This is a genomic window from Pseudomonas sp. KH_027 (assembly GCF_057838565.1).
The window spans coordinates 2750249-2764547 of sequence record NZ_CM174470.1; the positions used below are offsets into that span (position 1 = coordinate 2750249).

Consider the following 14299-nt stretch of genomic DNA (forward strand, 5'->3'; position numbering starts at 1 on the left):
TCAGCTGCGCACCCCTGCCTGTAACCGCGCAGCACCCATGCATGGCAGCTCGCGGGCAGGTGCTCAGACTTTTGGCGGCTGCTCGCCCAAGGGCACAACCGCCATGGTCAAACGCGAGATGCAGCTCGATTTGCCGTCTTCACCGCTCAGGCGAATATCCCAGACATGCGTGGTGCGACCCAGATGGACCGGCCGCGCGACCGCCATCACCCGGCCGCTGCGCAACCCGCGCAGGTGGTTGGCATTCACCTCCAGGCCCACGCAGTAGAACTTCGAGCTGTCGATGCACAGGAAGCTGGCGGTGGAGCCGACCGTTTCAGCCAGCACCACCGAGGCACCGCCATGCAGCAGGCCATAGGGCTGATGCGTACGCGGATCGACCACCATGCTGGCCGTGAGCGACTCGTCATCGAATGACTCGAAGCGAATATCCAACCGCTCGCCGATGGTGTTCTTGTGCAGACTATTGAGCTGCTCCAGGTTTGGAGTCGTGCGCCATAAACTCATACCGGGTCCTCGTTGCGAATCCCATCATTCATGCCAGACCAGCGCTTCGCGGCGTTCGGCCCACTCCTGAAAACGCCCCGCATAGGTGCCCTCCACCACATTGCGCTTGATCTTCAGGGTCGGGGTCAGAAAACCGTTATCGACCGCCCAGACTTCCTTGAGCAAGATCAAACCGCTCAGCCGTTCATGCTTGTCGAGCTCAGCGTTGACCTCTGCGAGCAAGGCTTTGAGGCTGCCTTCCAGTGCCGCACGGGTACCATTCGCGGCTTCCTGCCGGCCGACTTCGGAAAGCACGCAGAGCGCCATCGGCTGCGGCAAGCCATCGCCGACCACGCAGACCTGCTCGATCCGCGAATGCACCGCCAAACGGTTCTCGATCGGTGCCGGGGCGACGTACTTGCCTTTGCTGGTCTTGAAGATTTCCTTGATTCGCCCAGTCAGACGCAGATAAGTCTCGGCATCCTGTTCGCCCTTGTCGCCGGTGCGCAAAAAGCCGTCCTCGGTCAGCGCTTCCGCGGTTTTTTCCGGGTCCTTGTAATAGCCCTGCATGGTCGCGGCGCTGCGTACCAGCACCTCGCCCTGTTCACTGATACGCACCTCCACGCCGGGGCTGGCCTGACCGATCCAGCCGGTTTTGGCCTTGCCGTTGCGACAGATGTGCGAGTAACCGCAGTTCTCGGTCATGCCATACACCTCGAGCACTTCCAGGCCAAGGCGCTGGTACCAATCGAGCAGCGCGGCAGGCACCGGAGCCGCGCCAGACAAGGCATAACGCACGGCATCGAGCCCCAACCCGGCAAGCACCTTGCGGCCAATGAGCTTGCCGAGGATCGGCAGCTTGAGCAGGAAATCCAGGCGCGCGGCCGGCATCTTGGCGTACACGCCCATCTGGAACTTGGTCCAGATTCGTGGCACGGCGAAGATCAGCGTCGGCCGGGCGCGCTTCAGATCGACCAGGAAGGTCTCCAGGCTCTCGGCGAAGAACACCGTTTGCCCACCATAGATCGAGGCCAGCTCGACGAACATGCGTTCGGCGACATGGCACAGCGGCAGGTAGGACAGCAGGCGGTCCTCTTCCGTGGCCTGGAACAGTTGCATGCCATGGGCGGCGGCGAAGGCGAAATTGCTGAAGTTATGCATCACCCCTTTCGGCGTACCCGTGGTGCCTGAGGTGTAGATGATGGTGGCGAGCTGGTCGGCGGCCGGGGTCGGATTGTCACGGATCGGCGTGCAGACCTGCAGGTCGCTCCAGTGCAGGTCGAATTGCCCCGGCGGATGCAACGGCAAGGCCACCGTGCGGATGCCCTCAGGCACGCCGGCGGCCATCGCCGGCCAATCGTCCAGTTTGCCGACGAAAACCAGGGCCGCCTCGGAATGCTCCAGCACCAGCCGCGCCGAATCGGCAGTCAGGTTCGGGTAGAGCGGCACCGATACGTAGCCGGCCATCCAGATCGCCAGATCGGCGATGATCCAGTGCGCGCAGTTCTTGGAAACCAGCGCAATCCGGCTGCCCTGCGGCAATTCCAGGGTACGCAGCCAATTGGCCGCGCGCCGCGCCTGATCGCCTACATCGGACCAGCTCAGCTCCTGCAACTGACCACCGGGCAGTGGCTGTACCATGTAGCGTTTGTGCGGATGACGAACTTCACGCTCGTAAAACACCTCGAGCGGCAAACGGACAGCATTAGCCACGGGGCTTCCTCCTTATTCTTTTTATAGGGGAACAACCAAGCACTTGCTTGGTCGGACTATTCCACGCAGACAGACGAGGCGCAAGCAGAGAAATGTTTCGGTGTGTAGTCGCTGGCGAGCACGCCCTCAGCCGTGCCTCGGACCATGGGAATAAGCAGTACGAGCAGCAAACAAGACCAGGCAAGCCGTGATCGCGCCGGTGCGCGTCCAGCTCTTTTGGCCAGCAGCACGCAGTCGTCCCGTAGCGTTTTCAAACACTAAACCACGCACGCTGAATCTTCGATCTGTTGCACAATATGCGACTGCTCGTTTTCTTCCGGATGTTCCATGTTTAGATCATTTCACCTGCGCACTGCCGCACTGGTGCTTGCGCTAGCAGGCGCGGCCGGCTGCTCAGCGCCCAAAACCGCCATTTACGAACATGAACACTTCGATGACTCGGGAACCTTTTCGCGCAACTACCCGGTGGATGACGCGGCGTCCTGTGAAGCCGCCCGCAGGGCCTTGCTCAGCCAGGGCTATATCATCACCAGCAGCGATCCGAAACTGATCAGCGGGCACAAGAGCTTCCAACAGACCGGCGAGAGCCACCTGGAAATCAGCTTCAATGTGGTCTGCGCCGAAGACGGTAGTGCCGATCATCGCTCGACGATGTTCGCCAACGCCCTGCAAGACCGTTATGCGCTGAAAAAAGTGAATAACTCCGCCAGTCTCGGGGTTGGCGTGCTGGGCTCGGTGTCAATGCCAATCGGTTCAACCGACGACTCGATGGTCAAGGTCGCCAGCGAAACCGTGTCCTCGGCCAAATTCTACGAGCGTTTCTTCGCCCTGGTAGAACTGTTCCTGCCAGCCAAACCGATAGAAACCGCGCCACTCAGCGAGACGCCCAATCCCGACATCGGCGTGCCTGAGCCCTCGGCGCAAACGCTACCGGCAATCGTGCCACTCGCTGTGCCAGAACCAGAACTGACACCCGCACCTGCGGCCATTGCGCTGCCTGCATCCGAGCCTTTCGCCGCACCGCCTGAGGCTACGCCGATTTTGCCGCTCGAAACCGTGATGCCAGAAGCCCCGACTGATACGCCGACCGAGGCAGCAGTGCCAGCCGCGACAGAGGCAACGACAACAATCGAAGCACCACCTGCAGACGCGCCAACAGAAACACCACCAGCCACGACGGAGCCCTTTCATACAGAGCTCTCCCAGTAAGGGTGGGACACTCCGTTAGCCGTGTTGCGGATGCACCAGCGCCAGCAGTTGCATCAAGCCAGCAGCCGGAAAGTCGCCCTCAAGTTCAGCGAGGCTGGCGGTGCGCATCGGTAGCGGTGTTTGCCGGTGACCGTGGATCAGCAGCCCTGCCAGCTCACCGAGCAGAGGCTGATGGCTGACCAGCAGCACTTCGGCCTCTTCACGCTCATCCAGATAGCGCAGCACCTCACGCGGGTCGCTGTCGGGGGTCAGCCAGGGCACGGTGCCGATCGCGGCGGCAAACCCGACGGCCTCGCGCACCAGCCTGGCGCTCTGCTGCGCACGCGCGTAAGGGCTTGCCAGTATCGCGGTGAGCGGCCGACCACTGAGCTGTACCGCAATTTGCAGCACTTCCCCGCGCCCGCGTGCAGTCAACGCCCGTTCGGCATCGCTGCGCGCCTGCGGCTCCGCTTCGCCATGGCGCAGTAACCAAAGCCTCATCGTCGCGCTCCTGTTCTAGAGCTTGGGTTCTTCATCGCGAACCGGGTGCGGCGCCGGGGGCACCGCGTGGGCCGCTTCTCCCTGCGCCGGCTGGGCGGTCGGCCAATCGGCGAACGGCCAAGGTTTCTCGTCACTGTTGAAGGTGCCAAACCGGCCGATTTGCGCCAGGTACTGGCTCAGGCTGTCGCCAAAGGTCAGCAGGCCGGCATTCGGCGCGCCGTAGATCAGGCGATAACCGAGTTGCAGCAACACCGTACCACCGAGCAGCAGTTCAGCCACTTGCCAGACGAGGGTGAACAGCAGCATCCACAGGATGCGCAACAGAATCGACTCGCGCTGCAGCTCGTCAGTGGGTTCGCTCATGAGAATCTCCTTATTCGGTTGAATGGATTCAAGCAGCCCGGCACAACGCCGAAGCCTTTTGTGCGCAACACCGGGCAAGCCCGCCGGCTTACCTGAAAAGTCTAGCGACTATCTGCGCCAGCAGGTACCGGCAATGGCCGCGCCAGACATGCCCACCGCCAGGGTAACGCGGGCTTGCCCAGCGAGCCGCTAAAAACCACTGGTGGGGATAAAGTCGACATCGGTCTTCGGCTCGGCGCGCATCAGCAACTCGATCACCTGCGCCAGCGTGCGGCCCTCGAACAGAATGGCATGCAGCCCCGCCACCAGCGGCATGTAGATCTGCAGCTCTTCAGCCTTGACCTTGAGCACCTTGAGGGTATTGACCCCTTCCGCGACACCGCCGAGGTGCGCGACCGCGTCTTCCAGGCTCGTACCTTCGCCCAGGGCGAAGCCGACCTGATAATTGCGGCTTTTCGCGGACGAACAGGTGACGATCAAATCGCCGACCCCAGCCAGGCCGAGAAAGGTCATCGGGTTGGCGCCGAGTTTGACGGCAAAGCGAGTCATCTCCGCCAGCGCGCGGGTGATCAGCATGCTCTTGGTGTTTTCGCCCATGCCCAGCGCAGCGGCCATGCCGGCAATGATCGCGTAGACGTTTTTCAATGCCCCGCCCAGCTCGACGCCAAAACGATCGCCGCTGGCGTAGACGCGGAACGTGCGGCCGTGCAAGGCCGCCTGCACACGCTGGCAAAGCTCATCGTCTTCGCTGGCGATCACCGTGGCGGTCAGCGCGTGTTCGGCAATTTCCTGCGCCAGGTTGGGCCCGGACAGCACGCCGATGCGGGCCTGCGGGGCCACATCGGCAAGAATCTGACTCATCAGCATGAAGCTGTGCGCCTCGATGCCCTTGGTCAGGCTGACCAAGAGTTTGCCCGTCAGTTGCTCGGCAAAGGGTTGCAACACCGCGCGCAACGCACTGGAGGGCAGCGCGACGAACACCAGTTCGCAAGCGGCCAGGCAGCCGCCCAGATCGGTCACGGGCAGCACGCCCGGGTGAATTTTAACGCCCTTGAGGTAGCGCGGATTCTCGCGATCGACGCGGATCGCCTCAGCCTGTTCGGGGTCACGCATCCACTGCCACACCGAGTGGCCGTTCTCGGCCAATAGATTGGCAATCGCGGTGCCGAAGCTGCCGCCACCAAGCACCGCGATGGGTTGCTGTCCAGTCATAACGAATCCGTATTGAGCCATTGAGAATGGCGATCTTTTGGCATTATACGGTGCGGCTGACAAGCAGCCAGCCCTCAACGAGAGCCTTGCCACACAGATGCCTCGTTCGAGCAGATTTATCCAGAAAGCAGCAGGCCGCCCGACTCGGTTAACATGCCACAATTGCCTGTGTGAACAAGGCTGTTGCATGCACATTGGGCTCTAAGGAGGGAATACCCCATGAACCTGCGCCGAGGTTGGGACATACACACCCGTACGCAGTTGATCAGCGTTGGCCCGGCCCTGCTGCTGACCCTGCTGCTGACCGGTTTTTTCACCTTCGTGCGTTTGCAGGACCTGCGGCAAGAGCTGAACCACACCGGCCAGCTGATTGCCAATCAGCTGGCCCCGGCCACCGAGTACGGTGTCATCGCCGGCAACCTGAAGGTGCTGGACACCCTGTTGCAAGCCACCTTGAGCACCCCGCACGTGCGTTTTCTCGAGGTTCGCGACCGCGAGGACAACATCCTCGTCTATATCGAACAACCCGGTAGCCAAGGCCTGAGCACGCCCCAGGTCGAAGTGTTCCACGCACCGATCCGCCAGCAGAGCATCGCCCTGGGCAACGACTTCCCACCACCCGGCACCGAGCGCAGCGCTCGACTCGGCAACGACTACCTCGGTCGCGTCGTGGTCGGCATGTCCAACGATGCATTCAGCAGCCGCCAGCAGGAAATCCTGTTCAAAGCCACGGTGCTGGCGGTGTTTGCCCTGCTGCTGACCTTTCTCGTGGCACGGCGCCTGGCACGGCGCCTGTCGCAGCCGATCAGCGCCATGGGCGAGGCCGTGAAAGCCATCCAGGCCGGCAACTACCGCACGGCATTGCCGGAAGTCGACGACGGCGAGCTGGGCGACCTGGCACGCCACATCAATAACCTGGCCAGCGGGCTCGAACAGGCCAGCCTCGAACAACAGCAGGCCATCGCCCAACTGACCAAGGCGCGCGAAGAGTCCGAGCAGGCCAACCGTGCCAAGTCCGACTTCCTGGCGATGATGAGCCACGAACTGCGCACCCCGATGAATGGCGTGCTGGGTATGTTGCAACTGCTGGAAACCACCGAGATGAGCAACGAGCAGGCCGAATACGCGGCGCTCGCGACCGAGTCCACCGAGCACCTGCTGAAGGTGATCAACGACATTCTCGACTTCTCCCGCATCGAGCGCGGCGCGCTGGAGTTGGAGCGCATACCGTTCAGTCTGCTGGAGCTGATCCAAAGCTCGGCGCAAGTCTTCCAGCACAGTGCCCAGCAACGCGGCCTGGAACTGCAACTGGACACTCAGGCCGGGCTGGAACAGCTCGAGGTCAAGGGCGACCCCACGCGCATTCGACAGATTCTGGTCAACCTGCTGGGCAACGCGCTGAAATTCACCGAAGACGGCAGCATCCGCATCGAGACCCGCTGGCAACAGCTCGACCACGAGGTGCTGTGGCTCAGCTGTGCGGTGCATGACAGCGGCATCGGCATTTCGCCGGAACGCCTGGAGCACATGTTCGATGCGTTCCAACAGGCCGACACCTCGATTTCCCGGCGTTATGGCGGCACCGGCCTCGGCCTGCCCATCGCCCGCACCCTGGCCGAGCGCATGGGCGGCACCCTGCGGGCCGAAAGCCAGGAGGGACGTGGATCGATCTTCACCCTGGAAATCCCCCTGCCCTTCAGCCCGCAAACGCGCCCGGCGCAACAGCCGACGCTGCCAGACAGCGTCAGCGGCAACGGCCAGGAAGTGCTGCTGGTCGAGGACAACCCGGTCAATCAAACCGTTATCGAAGCCATGTTGCGCAGCCTTGGCTATCAGGTCAGCCTGGTGAGCGACGGCGCGCAGGCCCTGCACCGGGTCGAACACCATAGCTTCGCCGCCATCCTGATGGATTGCCGACTACCGGTAATGGACGGCTACGAGGCAACGCGGCAGATTCGTCAGTTAGCAGGCTGCGCCGAGGTGCCGATCATTGCGCTGACCGCCAATGCCCTGCAAGGTGACCGCGAAGCCTGCCTGCAGGCGGGGATGAATGATTACCTGGCCAAACCATTCAAGCGCGCCGACCTGCAGCGGATACTGCAACGCTGGCTCCCCCCCGACCTTCGGCGGGTGGCAGCCAGCCGGGCGGATTGAGTATCGTCACGGCAAAGGCCCGGATCGCGACCGATATTCTCGCTACGGACGGCTGAGCCCGATAGGCTCCGGGAGTGTTAAAGTGCTGCTAAACGGCCCGCTGCAATGCGCCGCCACTGAACTGCTGCGACAACCGTCAGCGGCCTGGTGTACAACCGTGCTCAGTGCCCTGTGACTTTCACCACAACGCAACAGTCTATGAATACGCTGCCTACGACGCCCTTTGCGCCGGCCCAGCTTTGATGATTCGCTTAGCCCTGCCGCACGGGGAATATTGAGGAGCTCGCATGTCCAAACAAAACGCTTTTACCCGGGAAGACCTGCTGCGCTGCAGTCGCGGCGAGCTATTCGGCCCGGGTAATGCGCAACTGCCCGCCCCTAACATGCTGATGGTCGATCGCATCACTCACATCAGTGAGGTTGGCGGCAAATACGGCAAGGGTGAGCTGGTTGCCGAGCTCGATATCAACCCGGACCTGTGGTTCTTCGCCTGCCACTTCGAAGGCGACCCGGTAATGCCGGGCTGCCTGGGCCTCGACGCCATGTGGCAGCTGGTGGGTTTCTACCTCGGCTGGCAAGGCAATCCGGGGCGCGGCCGTGCGCTGGGTTCGGGCGAAGTGAAATTCTTCGGCCAGGTACTTCCGACGGCCAAGAAAATCACTTACAACATTCAAATCAAACGCACCATCAACCGCTCGCTGGTCCTGGCCATTGCCGATGGCACCGTCAGCGTCGATGGTCGCGAGATCTACAGTGCCGAAGGTTTGCGCGTCGGCCTGTTCACTTCCACTGACAATTTTTAAGGGTTATCCGCATGCGTCGCGTCGTGATCACCGGTCTGGGCATCGTTTCCTGCCTGGGCAATGACAAAGACACCGTCTCCGCCAACCTGCGCGCTGGTCGGGCCGGTATCCGCAACAACCCGTCCTATGCCGAAATGGGCCTGCGCAGCCATGTGTCCGGCTCGGTCGACCTGAACCTCGAAGAGCTGATCGACCGCAAGGTGTTCCGCTTCATGGGCGATGCCGCGGCCTACGCCTACCTGGCGATGGAACAGGCAATCAAGGACTCGGGGCTGGCCCCGGAAGATATCTCCAACCCGCGTACCGGCCTGATCGCCGGTTCCGGTGGCGCCTCGACCGTCAACCAGATGGAAGCCATCGACACCCTGCGCGAAAAAGGCGTCAAGCGCATCGGCCCATACCGCGTGACCCGCACCATGGGCAGCACGGTATCGGCGTGCCTGGCTACGCCATTCCAGATCAAGGGCGTGAACTTCTCGATCTCTTCCGCTTGCGCCACCAGTGCACATTGCATCGGCCAGGCCATGGAGCAGATCCAGCTGGGCAAGCAGGACGTGGTTTTCGCCGGCGGCGGTGAGGAAGAACATTGGAGCCAGAGCTGCCTGTTCGACGCCATGGGCGCCCTCTCCACCCAGTACAACGACACCCCGGAACAAGCCTCGCGGGCTTACGATGCCAAGCGTGACGGTTTCGTCATCGCCGGCGGCGGCGGCATGGTGGTGGTCGAGGAGCTGGAGCATGCGCTCAAGCGCGGCGCCAAGATCTACGCGGAAATCGTCGGCTACGGCGCTACGTCCGATGGCTACGACATGGTCGCCCCTAGCGGCGAAGGCGCGATCCGCTGCATGCAGCTGGCGCTCTCCACCGTTGACGGCCCGATCGACTACCTGAACACCCACGGCACCTCCACCCCGGTCGGCGACGTTGCCGAGATCAAGGGCGTACGCGCCGTGTTCGGCGACAAAGCGCCGCCGATCAGCTCGACCAAGAGCCTGTCCGGTCACTCGTTGGGCGCCGCCGGTGTACATGAAGCGATCTACTGCATGCTGATGATGGAAGGCAACTTCATCGCCGGCTCGGCCAACATCGAAGAGCTGGACCCGGAAGTGGCCGACCTGCCGATCGTGCGCAAGACCCAGGAAAACGTCACGCTGAACAACGTGATGAGCAACAGTTTCGGCTTCGGCGGCACCAACGCCACCCTGGTACTGAAACGCTGGGCCGGGAAGTAAGCTCTAGCTACTCCCGCATACGACAAGGGCGCCTACTCGGCGCCCTTGTCGTTTCTGGCTTTCGCCTGTTCGCCCTCAAGCCAGTTCACCAGCGTTCGCATCCCGCTGTGGCTGACGGCCGTAACGCGGCTGCAGCTTCGGCGCCTGCTGCTGATAATGGCGATATTCGGGGTGAGTCGCCTGCAGTTCGCGCCGCTCCAACCAGATGACGCTCAACACATAGACGGTGGTCAGCAGGGCGAACAGCATGTGCGCCACGCTCATGCTCGGGGTCGCCCAGAAGCACAGCAGCCAGCCGGCATAGAGCGTATGACGCACCGCGTCAGCCTCTTGCAGCGGCAGCGGTTCATAGGCTTTACCCAGCAGTTGCCGGCTGACCTGACGCAGCCCGAACAGCTCGGCGTGCCCCAGCAGCACGCTGCTGTAGATCAACAGCGCCCAGCCAAAACCGAAGGCGGCGCCCAACACCAGGCGTCCTGAATGGTTGTCCACCTGCCAGATCGACCCGCCCAATGGCTGCCAGAAGCTGAACAGCAGGATCAGCGCCAGGCTGGAGAACAGCACATAGGTGCTGCGTTCGGCGGCCTGCGGAATGACTCGGGTCAACCAGCGCTTGAACGCCGGCCGCGCCATGCCACTGTGCTGCAAGAAGAAGATGGCCAGCAGCAGTACATCGATAACCAGCGCGCCCCAGAACGCCATTGCGGGCGAACCGTCGATAGTGTTCGGCACCTGCGGTAGGTTGCCGACAAAGCCGATGGCATAGAGGAACGTCACGAAGAAGATTGCGTAGCTGGCTATGCCATAGAGGAAGATCGCTAAGCGTTTCATGGTGGTAGTCCTGCCTCAGTGATAAGTATCTGCAAGGCTTTCTGCAGTTGAGGTCAGGTTGCGCTGGCGCTGTATCAGCACGATGGCCGACAAGGCACAGTTTGTATCGGTTTGGTTGCTGGTATACGTCGACTCAGGCCGGTGGTAGATGCATGCGCAACAGGGCATGCAGGCGCGCCTGGTCCAGCGGCTTGTGCAGCAAGGCCTTGAGCCCCAGTGCAAGCACCTCGGCCTCCGTCAGTTGGTCGCTGAAACCGCTGTAGAGCGCAATCGGCATATCGGCCCGCGCGGCCAGCAGGCGCCGCGCCAGTTGCAGGCCGGTGAGACGCGGCATGCTCTGGTCGAGGATGACGAAATCCCAACTGTAGGGATCGGCCAGTAACAGCGCCGAAGCCTCTTGCGGATCGGAAAAGACCCGCACCTCGACGCCCCACTGCGCCAAGCGCTCAGCCATGAACTCGGCCACCAGCGGCTCATCGTCGACCACCACCACGCGCCCACCCAGCGCCGGCAAAACCGTCTCCGGCTCCGGCAGCCTGGCAGGCTCGGCACTGCAACTGCTGGTGCCGGTCACCGGCGGGATCAGCACCTCGAAGCCAGTGCCCTGCCCTGGCGCGCTGCGCAGCAGTATGTGCCCGCCATATTCATGGACAATGCCATGCACCATCGACAAGCCCATGCCGCTGCCTTGGCCCAACGCCTTGGTGGTGAAGAACGGCTCGAACATCCGCGTCTGCACCGCCGGGTCGATGCCGGGCCCGTTGTCCCGCACAGAAAGCACCAGGTAGTCGCCAGCAAAAGCCTGCTGACAGGAGCTGCAGACGGCGCCCGGATAGGCCTGGCGCTGCAGACCGATATGCAGCTGGCCGACGCTGCCCATGGCATCGCGGGCGTTGATGCACAGGTTCATCAGCACCTGTTCCAGCTGCACCGGGTCGACCAGCACCAGTGGCAGCCCCTCGCTCAGCTGGGTATCGATCTCCACCGTTGCCGGCAGGGTCGATTCGAGCAGGCGGGTGAAGTCGCCGATCAGGCTATCCAGCTCCACCGGTTGCGGCAGACCACGGCTGCCGCGGCTGAAGGTCAGCATCTGCTGGATCAGGTCGCGGGCCTTTTCAGCCGAGCGCTGCACCCGCACCAGATATTGCCCCAGGCGCTCGTCACCGAGGCGCTCGGCATGCTCCTCGGCCATCACCGTATAGCCGAGCATGCTGGTCAGCAGGTTATTGAAGTCGTGGGCGATCCCCCCGGTCAGGTGGCCGATGGCTTCCATCCGTTGCGCTTGCCGCAGTTGCCGCTCCAGGCGCTCGCGCTGTTCTTCGGCCTGCTTGCGCTCGGTAATGTCGCGCAGGTAGCAGATAAAACACGCCCCCTCGGCTTCCTGCACCATGGAAATCGCCAGTTCCGCGGGAAACTCCTCACCGTTGGCGCGCTGTGCGCTGAGCTCGACGCGCCGCCCGAATAGCGGCCCGTCACCCTCCAGCAAGTGGCTGGCCAACCCCTTTTTATAGGTCTCGCGCAAACGTTCCGGGATCATCATCTCGGCCCAGGGCTGGCCCAGCGCCTGCTCCCGGCTGTAACCGAAGCACTGCTCGGCCGCCGGGTTGAAGGTGGTGATGCGCCCGTGGCTGTCCATGCCAATGATGCAATCCAGCGCCGTGCTGACGATGGTGCGGTACAGCTGTTCGCTGGCGCGCAGGGCTTGCTCGGCCTCCTTGCGCTGGGTGATTTCGCGGGTGAAGGCGAGAATTCGATCGATTCCGCCGATGGTGGCCCGCTTCAGGAACACTTCATCCCAGTGCAGACCGCCATCGCGGTTGCGCCGGTGCCACTCGAAGCGTTGCGGCTCCCCGGCCCCGGCCCGCGCCAGCCAGCCGGCGGCATCGGCCTCGGTGTACGGCGGGTAGCCGGCGCTGAAGGTGTCCACCCCCAAGCTGAGCATGTCCTCATAGCTGTAACCATAGGCCTGGCAGGCCCGCGAATTGACGTCGACCAGCGCGCCACTGTGCAAATCGAGGACGAAAATAGCGTCTTCCGAAGCCTCGAAAATCGCCCGATAACTGGCTTCGGCGTCCAGACGCTGCAGTTCGGCGGCGGCCCGTACCGAGAAGATCCGCAACACCGCCTCGACCCGATTGCGGTCTTCCTGCAACGGGCTGCAACGCCCGGCGGCGATCAGGCCCAAGGGTCGTCCATCGCTGGCGAATAGCGGATAACCGGCATAACTGTCGATCCCGAACGACTTCATGACCCGATCATCCGGGTAGAGTTCGCTCAGGCCACTGTCAACGAAGTGGAAGGCGTGGTTGAACACCTGCTGACAAGGCGTGCCCGCCAGTTCATAGGTGTCGTTGTGGTGGAGTTTGCCGTTGTAGTACACCGCCAATGTGGTCAAGCGCTGCGGTCCTTCATCGCTGACCCGGCTGACAAAGGCAAAATCAGCCTGCAGCGCGCGCGCCAGATAACGGGCAATGGCCTCGAACACCTCGGTGCCGGTGGCGGCCGACACCCCCAGCGCGACATCGCGCAGGGCATCCTCGACCTTTTTCCGATCGCTGATATCGGTCGAAATGCCACACACAGCAGTGACCCGACCCTCGGCGTCGAACAGCGGGAACTTGCTCGACAGGTAGATCGAGGCCCGGTCGTTGACCTGCAGCTGCTCCTCGAATTCACGCGACTGGCCGAGGTTCGCCACACTCAGGTCATTGGCCCGCAGGCTGGCGGCAATATTTTGCGGGAACAGTTGATGGTCGGTCTGCCCCAACACGTATGTGCCGGGCAGTTGGAAGAGACTTTCAAAAGCGCGGTTGACCAAGCAATAACGGCCCTGCAGATCCTTCACATAGATCACCGCATTGCTGTTATCGATGATCTGCCGCAACTGGTGCTCAGTCGCGATGGCGCCGGCACCCGCGAAGGCGACAATCGGGCTTGGCAATGGTTGGCTCATGCGCGCGGCTCCGCTTCAGGGGCTTACCTGCCGAGTATAGAGTCGGCAGGCACGGCTCAAGCCGCCAAACAACCAGGCTGAAACAATTGAAACATTCAGCCACCCCCCGTCGAACCCGGGCCCGAGTCAGACGCGCGGCCCCGGCACGCACATGTAGCCGACTCCGCGCACGGTGCGGATGATCTGCGGTTTGTCCGGATCGGCTTCCAGTTTGCGCCGCAGCCGGGCGATGCGAATATCGATGGAGCGATCGAAAGGGTTCCAGTCGCGATTCTGGGTCAGGTTGAGCAATTGATCGCGGGACAGCGGTCGGTTCGGACGCTGGGCGAACGCCTGCAACAGATCGAACTCCATGGCGGTCAGGCCGATTTCCGTGCCCTTTTCATCGAGCAATTGATGACTGTCCAGATCCAGCTGATAGCGCCCCAGCTGCACGCAGCGCTCGCTCTTGGGCACCTCCGACGGCGTTGGCGGGGCACGCTGATAGCGCCGCAACACGGTTTTCAAACGCGCCAATAGCTCGCGTGGATCGAAGGGCTTGGTCAGGTAGTCGTCGGCTCCGACCTCCAGACCGATGATCCGATCCAGCGGGCTGCCCGCGCCCGAGATCATGATCACCGGCAGGTCGTGCCGTTCCCGCAGGAAACGCGCCAGGCTGAGGCCATCCTCACCCGGCAGGCCGACATCCAGCAGCACCACATCCGGCAGCTGGCTCTCCAGCCTTTGCCGCAGCTCTGCGCTGCTGCCCACGCTCTGCACGGCGTAGCCCTGGGCGCCGAGGTAGTCTTCCAGCAGTTGCCGCACCTCGGGCTCGTCATCCACCACCAGCACCTGAATGCTCTCGCTCATGCGTAAACCTCGAG

General features: G+C 62.6%; 12 protein-coding genes. 4 read left to right on the plus strand and 8 right to left on the minus strand.

Going from position 1 to position 14299, the window contains the following annotated elements; translation table 11 throughout:
* Positions 1 to 63: 63 nt before the first annotated feature.
* Positions 64 to 507, minus strand: a complete 444-nt coding sequence (locus AC3IYG_RS12945) for a hotdog fold thioesterase (RefSeq protein WP_489308968.1) — start codon at positions 505 to 507, stop codon at positions 64 to 66.
* 24 nt (positions 508 to 531) lie between these two features.
* On the minus strand, positions 532 to 2199 hold the full coding sequence (locus AC3IYG_RS12950; RefSeq protein WP_489308970.1) for an AMP-binding protein: 1668 nt from the start codon (positions 2197 to 2199) through the stop codon (positions 532 to 534).
* 327 nt (positions 2200 to 2526) lie between these two features.
* Here AC3IYG_RS12950 and AC3IYG_RS12955 point away from each other — a divergent pair, with 327 nt between their 5' ends.
* Complete coding sequence (locus AC3IYG_RS12955) at positions 2527 to 3408, plus strand: DUF2242 domain-containing protein (RefSeq protein ID WP_489308971.1); 882 nt, start codon at positions 2527 to 2529, stop codon at positions 3406 to 3408.
* Between the two features lie 15 nt (positions 3409 to 3423).
* On the opposite strand, the gene sixA is transcribed toward AC3IYG_RS12955, so the two are convergent.
* From sixA to AC3IYG_RS12970, 3 genes are all read right to left on the minus strand, one after another.
* Complete coding sequence (gene sixA, locus AC3IYG_RS12960; protein ID WP_489308973.1) at positions 3424 to 3888, minus strand: phosphohistidine phosphatase SixA; 465 nt, start codon at positions 3886 to 3888, stop codon at positions 3424 to 3426.
* A 15-nt stretch (positions 3889 to 3903) separates the two neighbouring features.
* Positions 3904 to 4251 (minus strand): DUF4389 domain-containing protein, encoded by a 348-nt coding sequence (locus AC3IYG_RS12965; protein WP_489308975.1) that lies wholly within the window; start codon positions 4249 to 4251, stop codon positions 3904 to 3906.
* Positions 4252 to 4440: 189 nt separating this feature from the next.
* Entirely contained in the window at positions 4441 to 5463 is a 1023-nt protein-coding gene (locus tag AC3IYG_RS12970) for an NAD(P)H-dependent glycerol-3-phosphate dehydrogenase (RefSeq protein ID WP_489308977.1), read from the minus strand.
* 219 nt (positions 5464 to 5682) lie between these two features.
* Here AC3IYG_RS12970 and AC3IYG_RS12975 point away from each other — a divergent pair, with 219 nt between their 5' ends.
* The 3 genes from AC3IYG_RS12975 (at position 5683) to fabB (ending at position 9652) form a co-directional block, all read left to right on the plus strand.
* On the plus strand, positions 5683 to 7617 hold the full coding sequence (locus AC3IYG_RS12975; RefSeq protein WP_489308979.1) for an ATP-binding protein: 1935 nt from the start codon (positions 5683 to 5685) through the stop codon (positions 7615 to 7617).
* Positions 7618 to 7904: 287 nt separating this feature from the next.
* Positions 7905 to 8420, plus strand: coding sequence for a 3-hydroxyacyl-[acyl-carrier-protein] dehydratase FabA (gene fabA / locus AC3IYG_RS12980; protein WP_489308981.1), 516 nt, complete (start codon positions 7905 to 7907; stop codon positions 8418 to 8420).
* An 11-nt stretch (positions 8421 to 8431) separates the two neighbouring features.
* Entirely contained in the window at positions 8432 to 9652 is a 1221-nt protein-coding gene (gene fabB / locus AC3IYG_RS12985) for a beta-ketoacyl-ACP synthase I (protein WP_489308983.1), read from the plus strand.
* Positions 9653 to 9727: 75 nt separating this feature from the next.
* Here fabB and AC3IYG_RS12990 read toward each other — a convergent pair whose 3' ends face one another.
* The 3 genes from AC3IYG_RS12990 to AC3IYG_RS13000 all read right to left on the minus strand — a co-directional run bounded on the left by AC3IYG_RS12990 (position 9728) and on the right by AC3IYG_RS13000 (position 14285).
* Positions 9728 to 10483: a methanethiol S-methyltransferase gene (locus AC3IYG_RS12990; protein WP_489308985.1), complete on the minus strand. Its 756-nt coding sequence runs from the start codon at positions 10481 to 10483 to the stop codon at positions 9728 to 9730.
* Between the two features lie 133 nt (positions 10484 to 10616).
* Positions 10617 to 13436, minus strand: coding sequence for a PAS domain S-box protein (locus tag AC3IYG_RS12995; protein WP_489308987.1), 2820 nt, complete (start codon positions 13434 to 13436; stop codon positions 10617 to 10619).
* Between the two features lie 126 nt (positions 13437 to 13562).
* Complete coding sequence (locus AC3IYG_RS13000) at positions 13563 to 14285, minus strand: response regulator (protein WP_489308989.1); 723 nt, start codon at positions 14283 to 14285, stop codon at positions 13563 to 13565.
* Between the last annotated feature and the right edge of the window lie 14 nt (positions 14286 to 14299).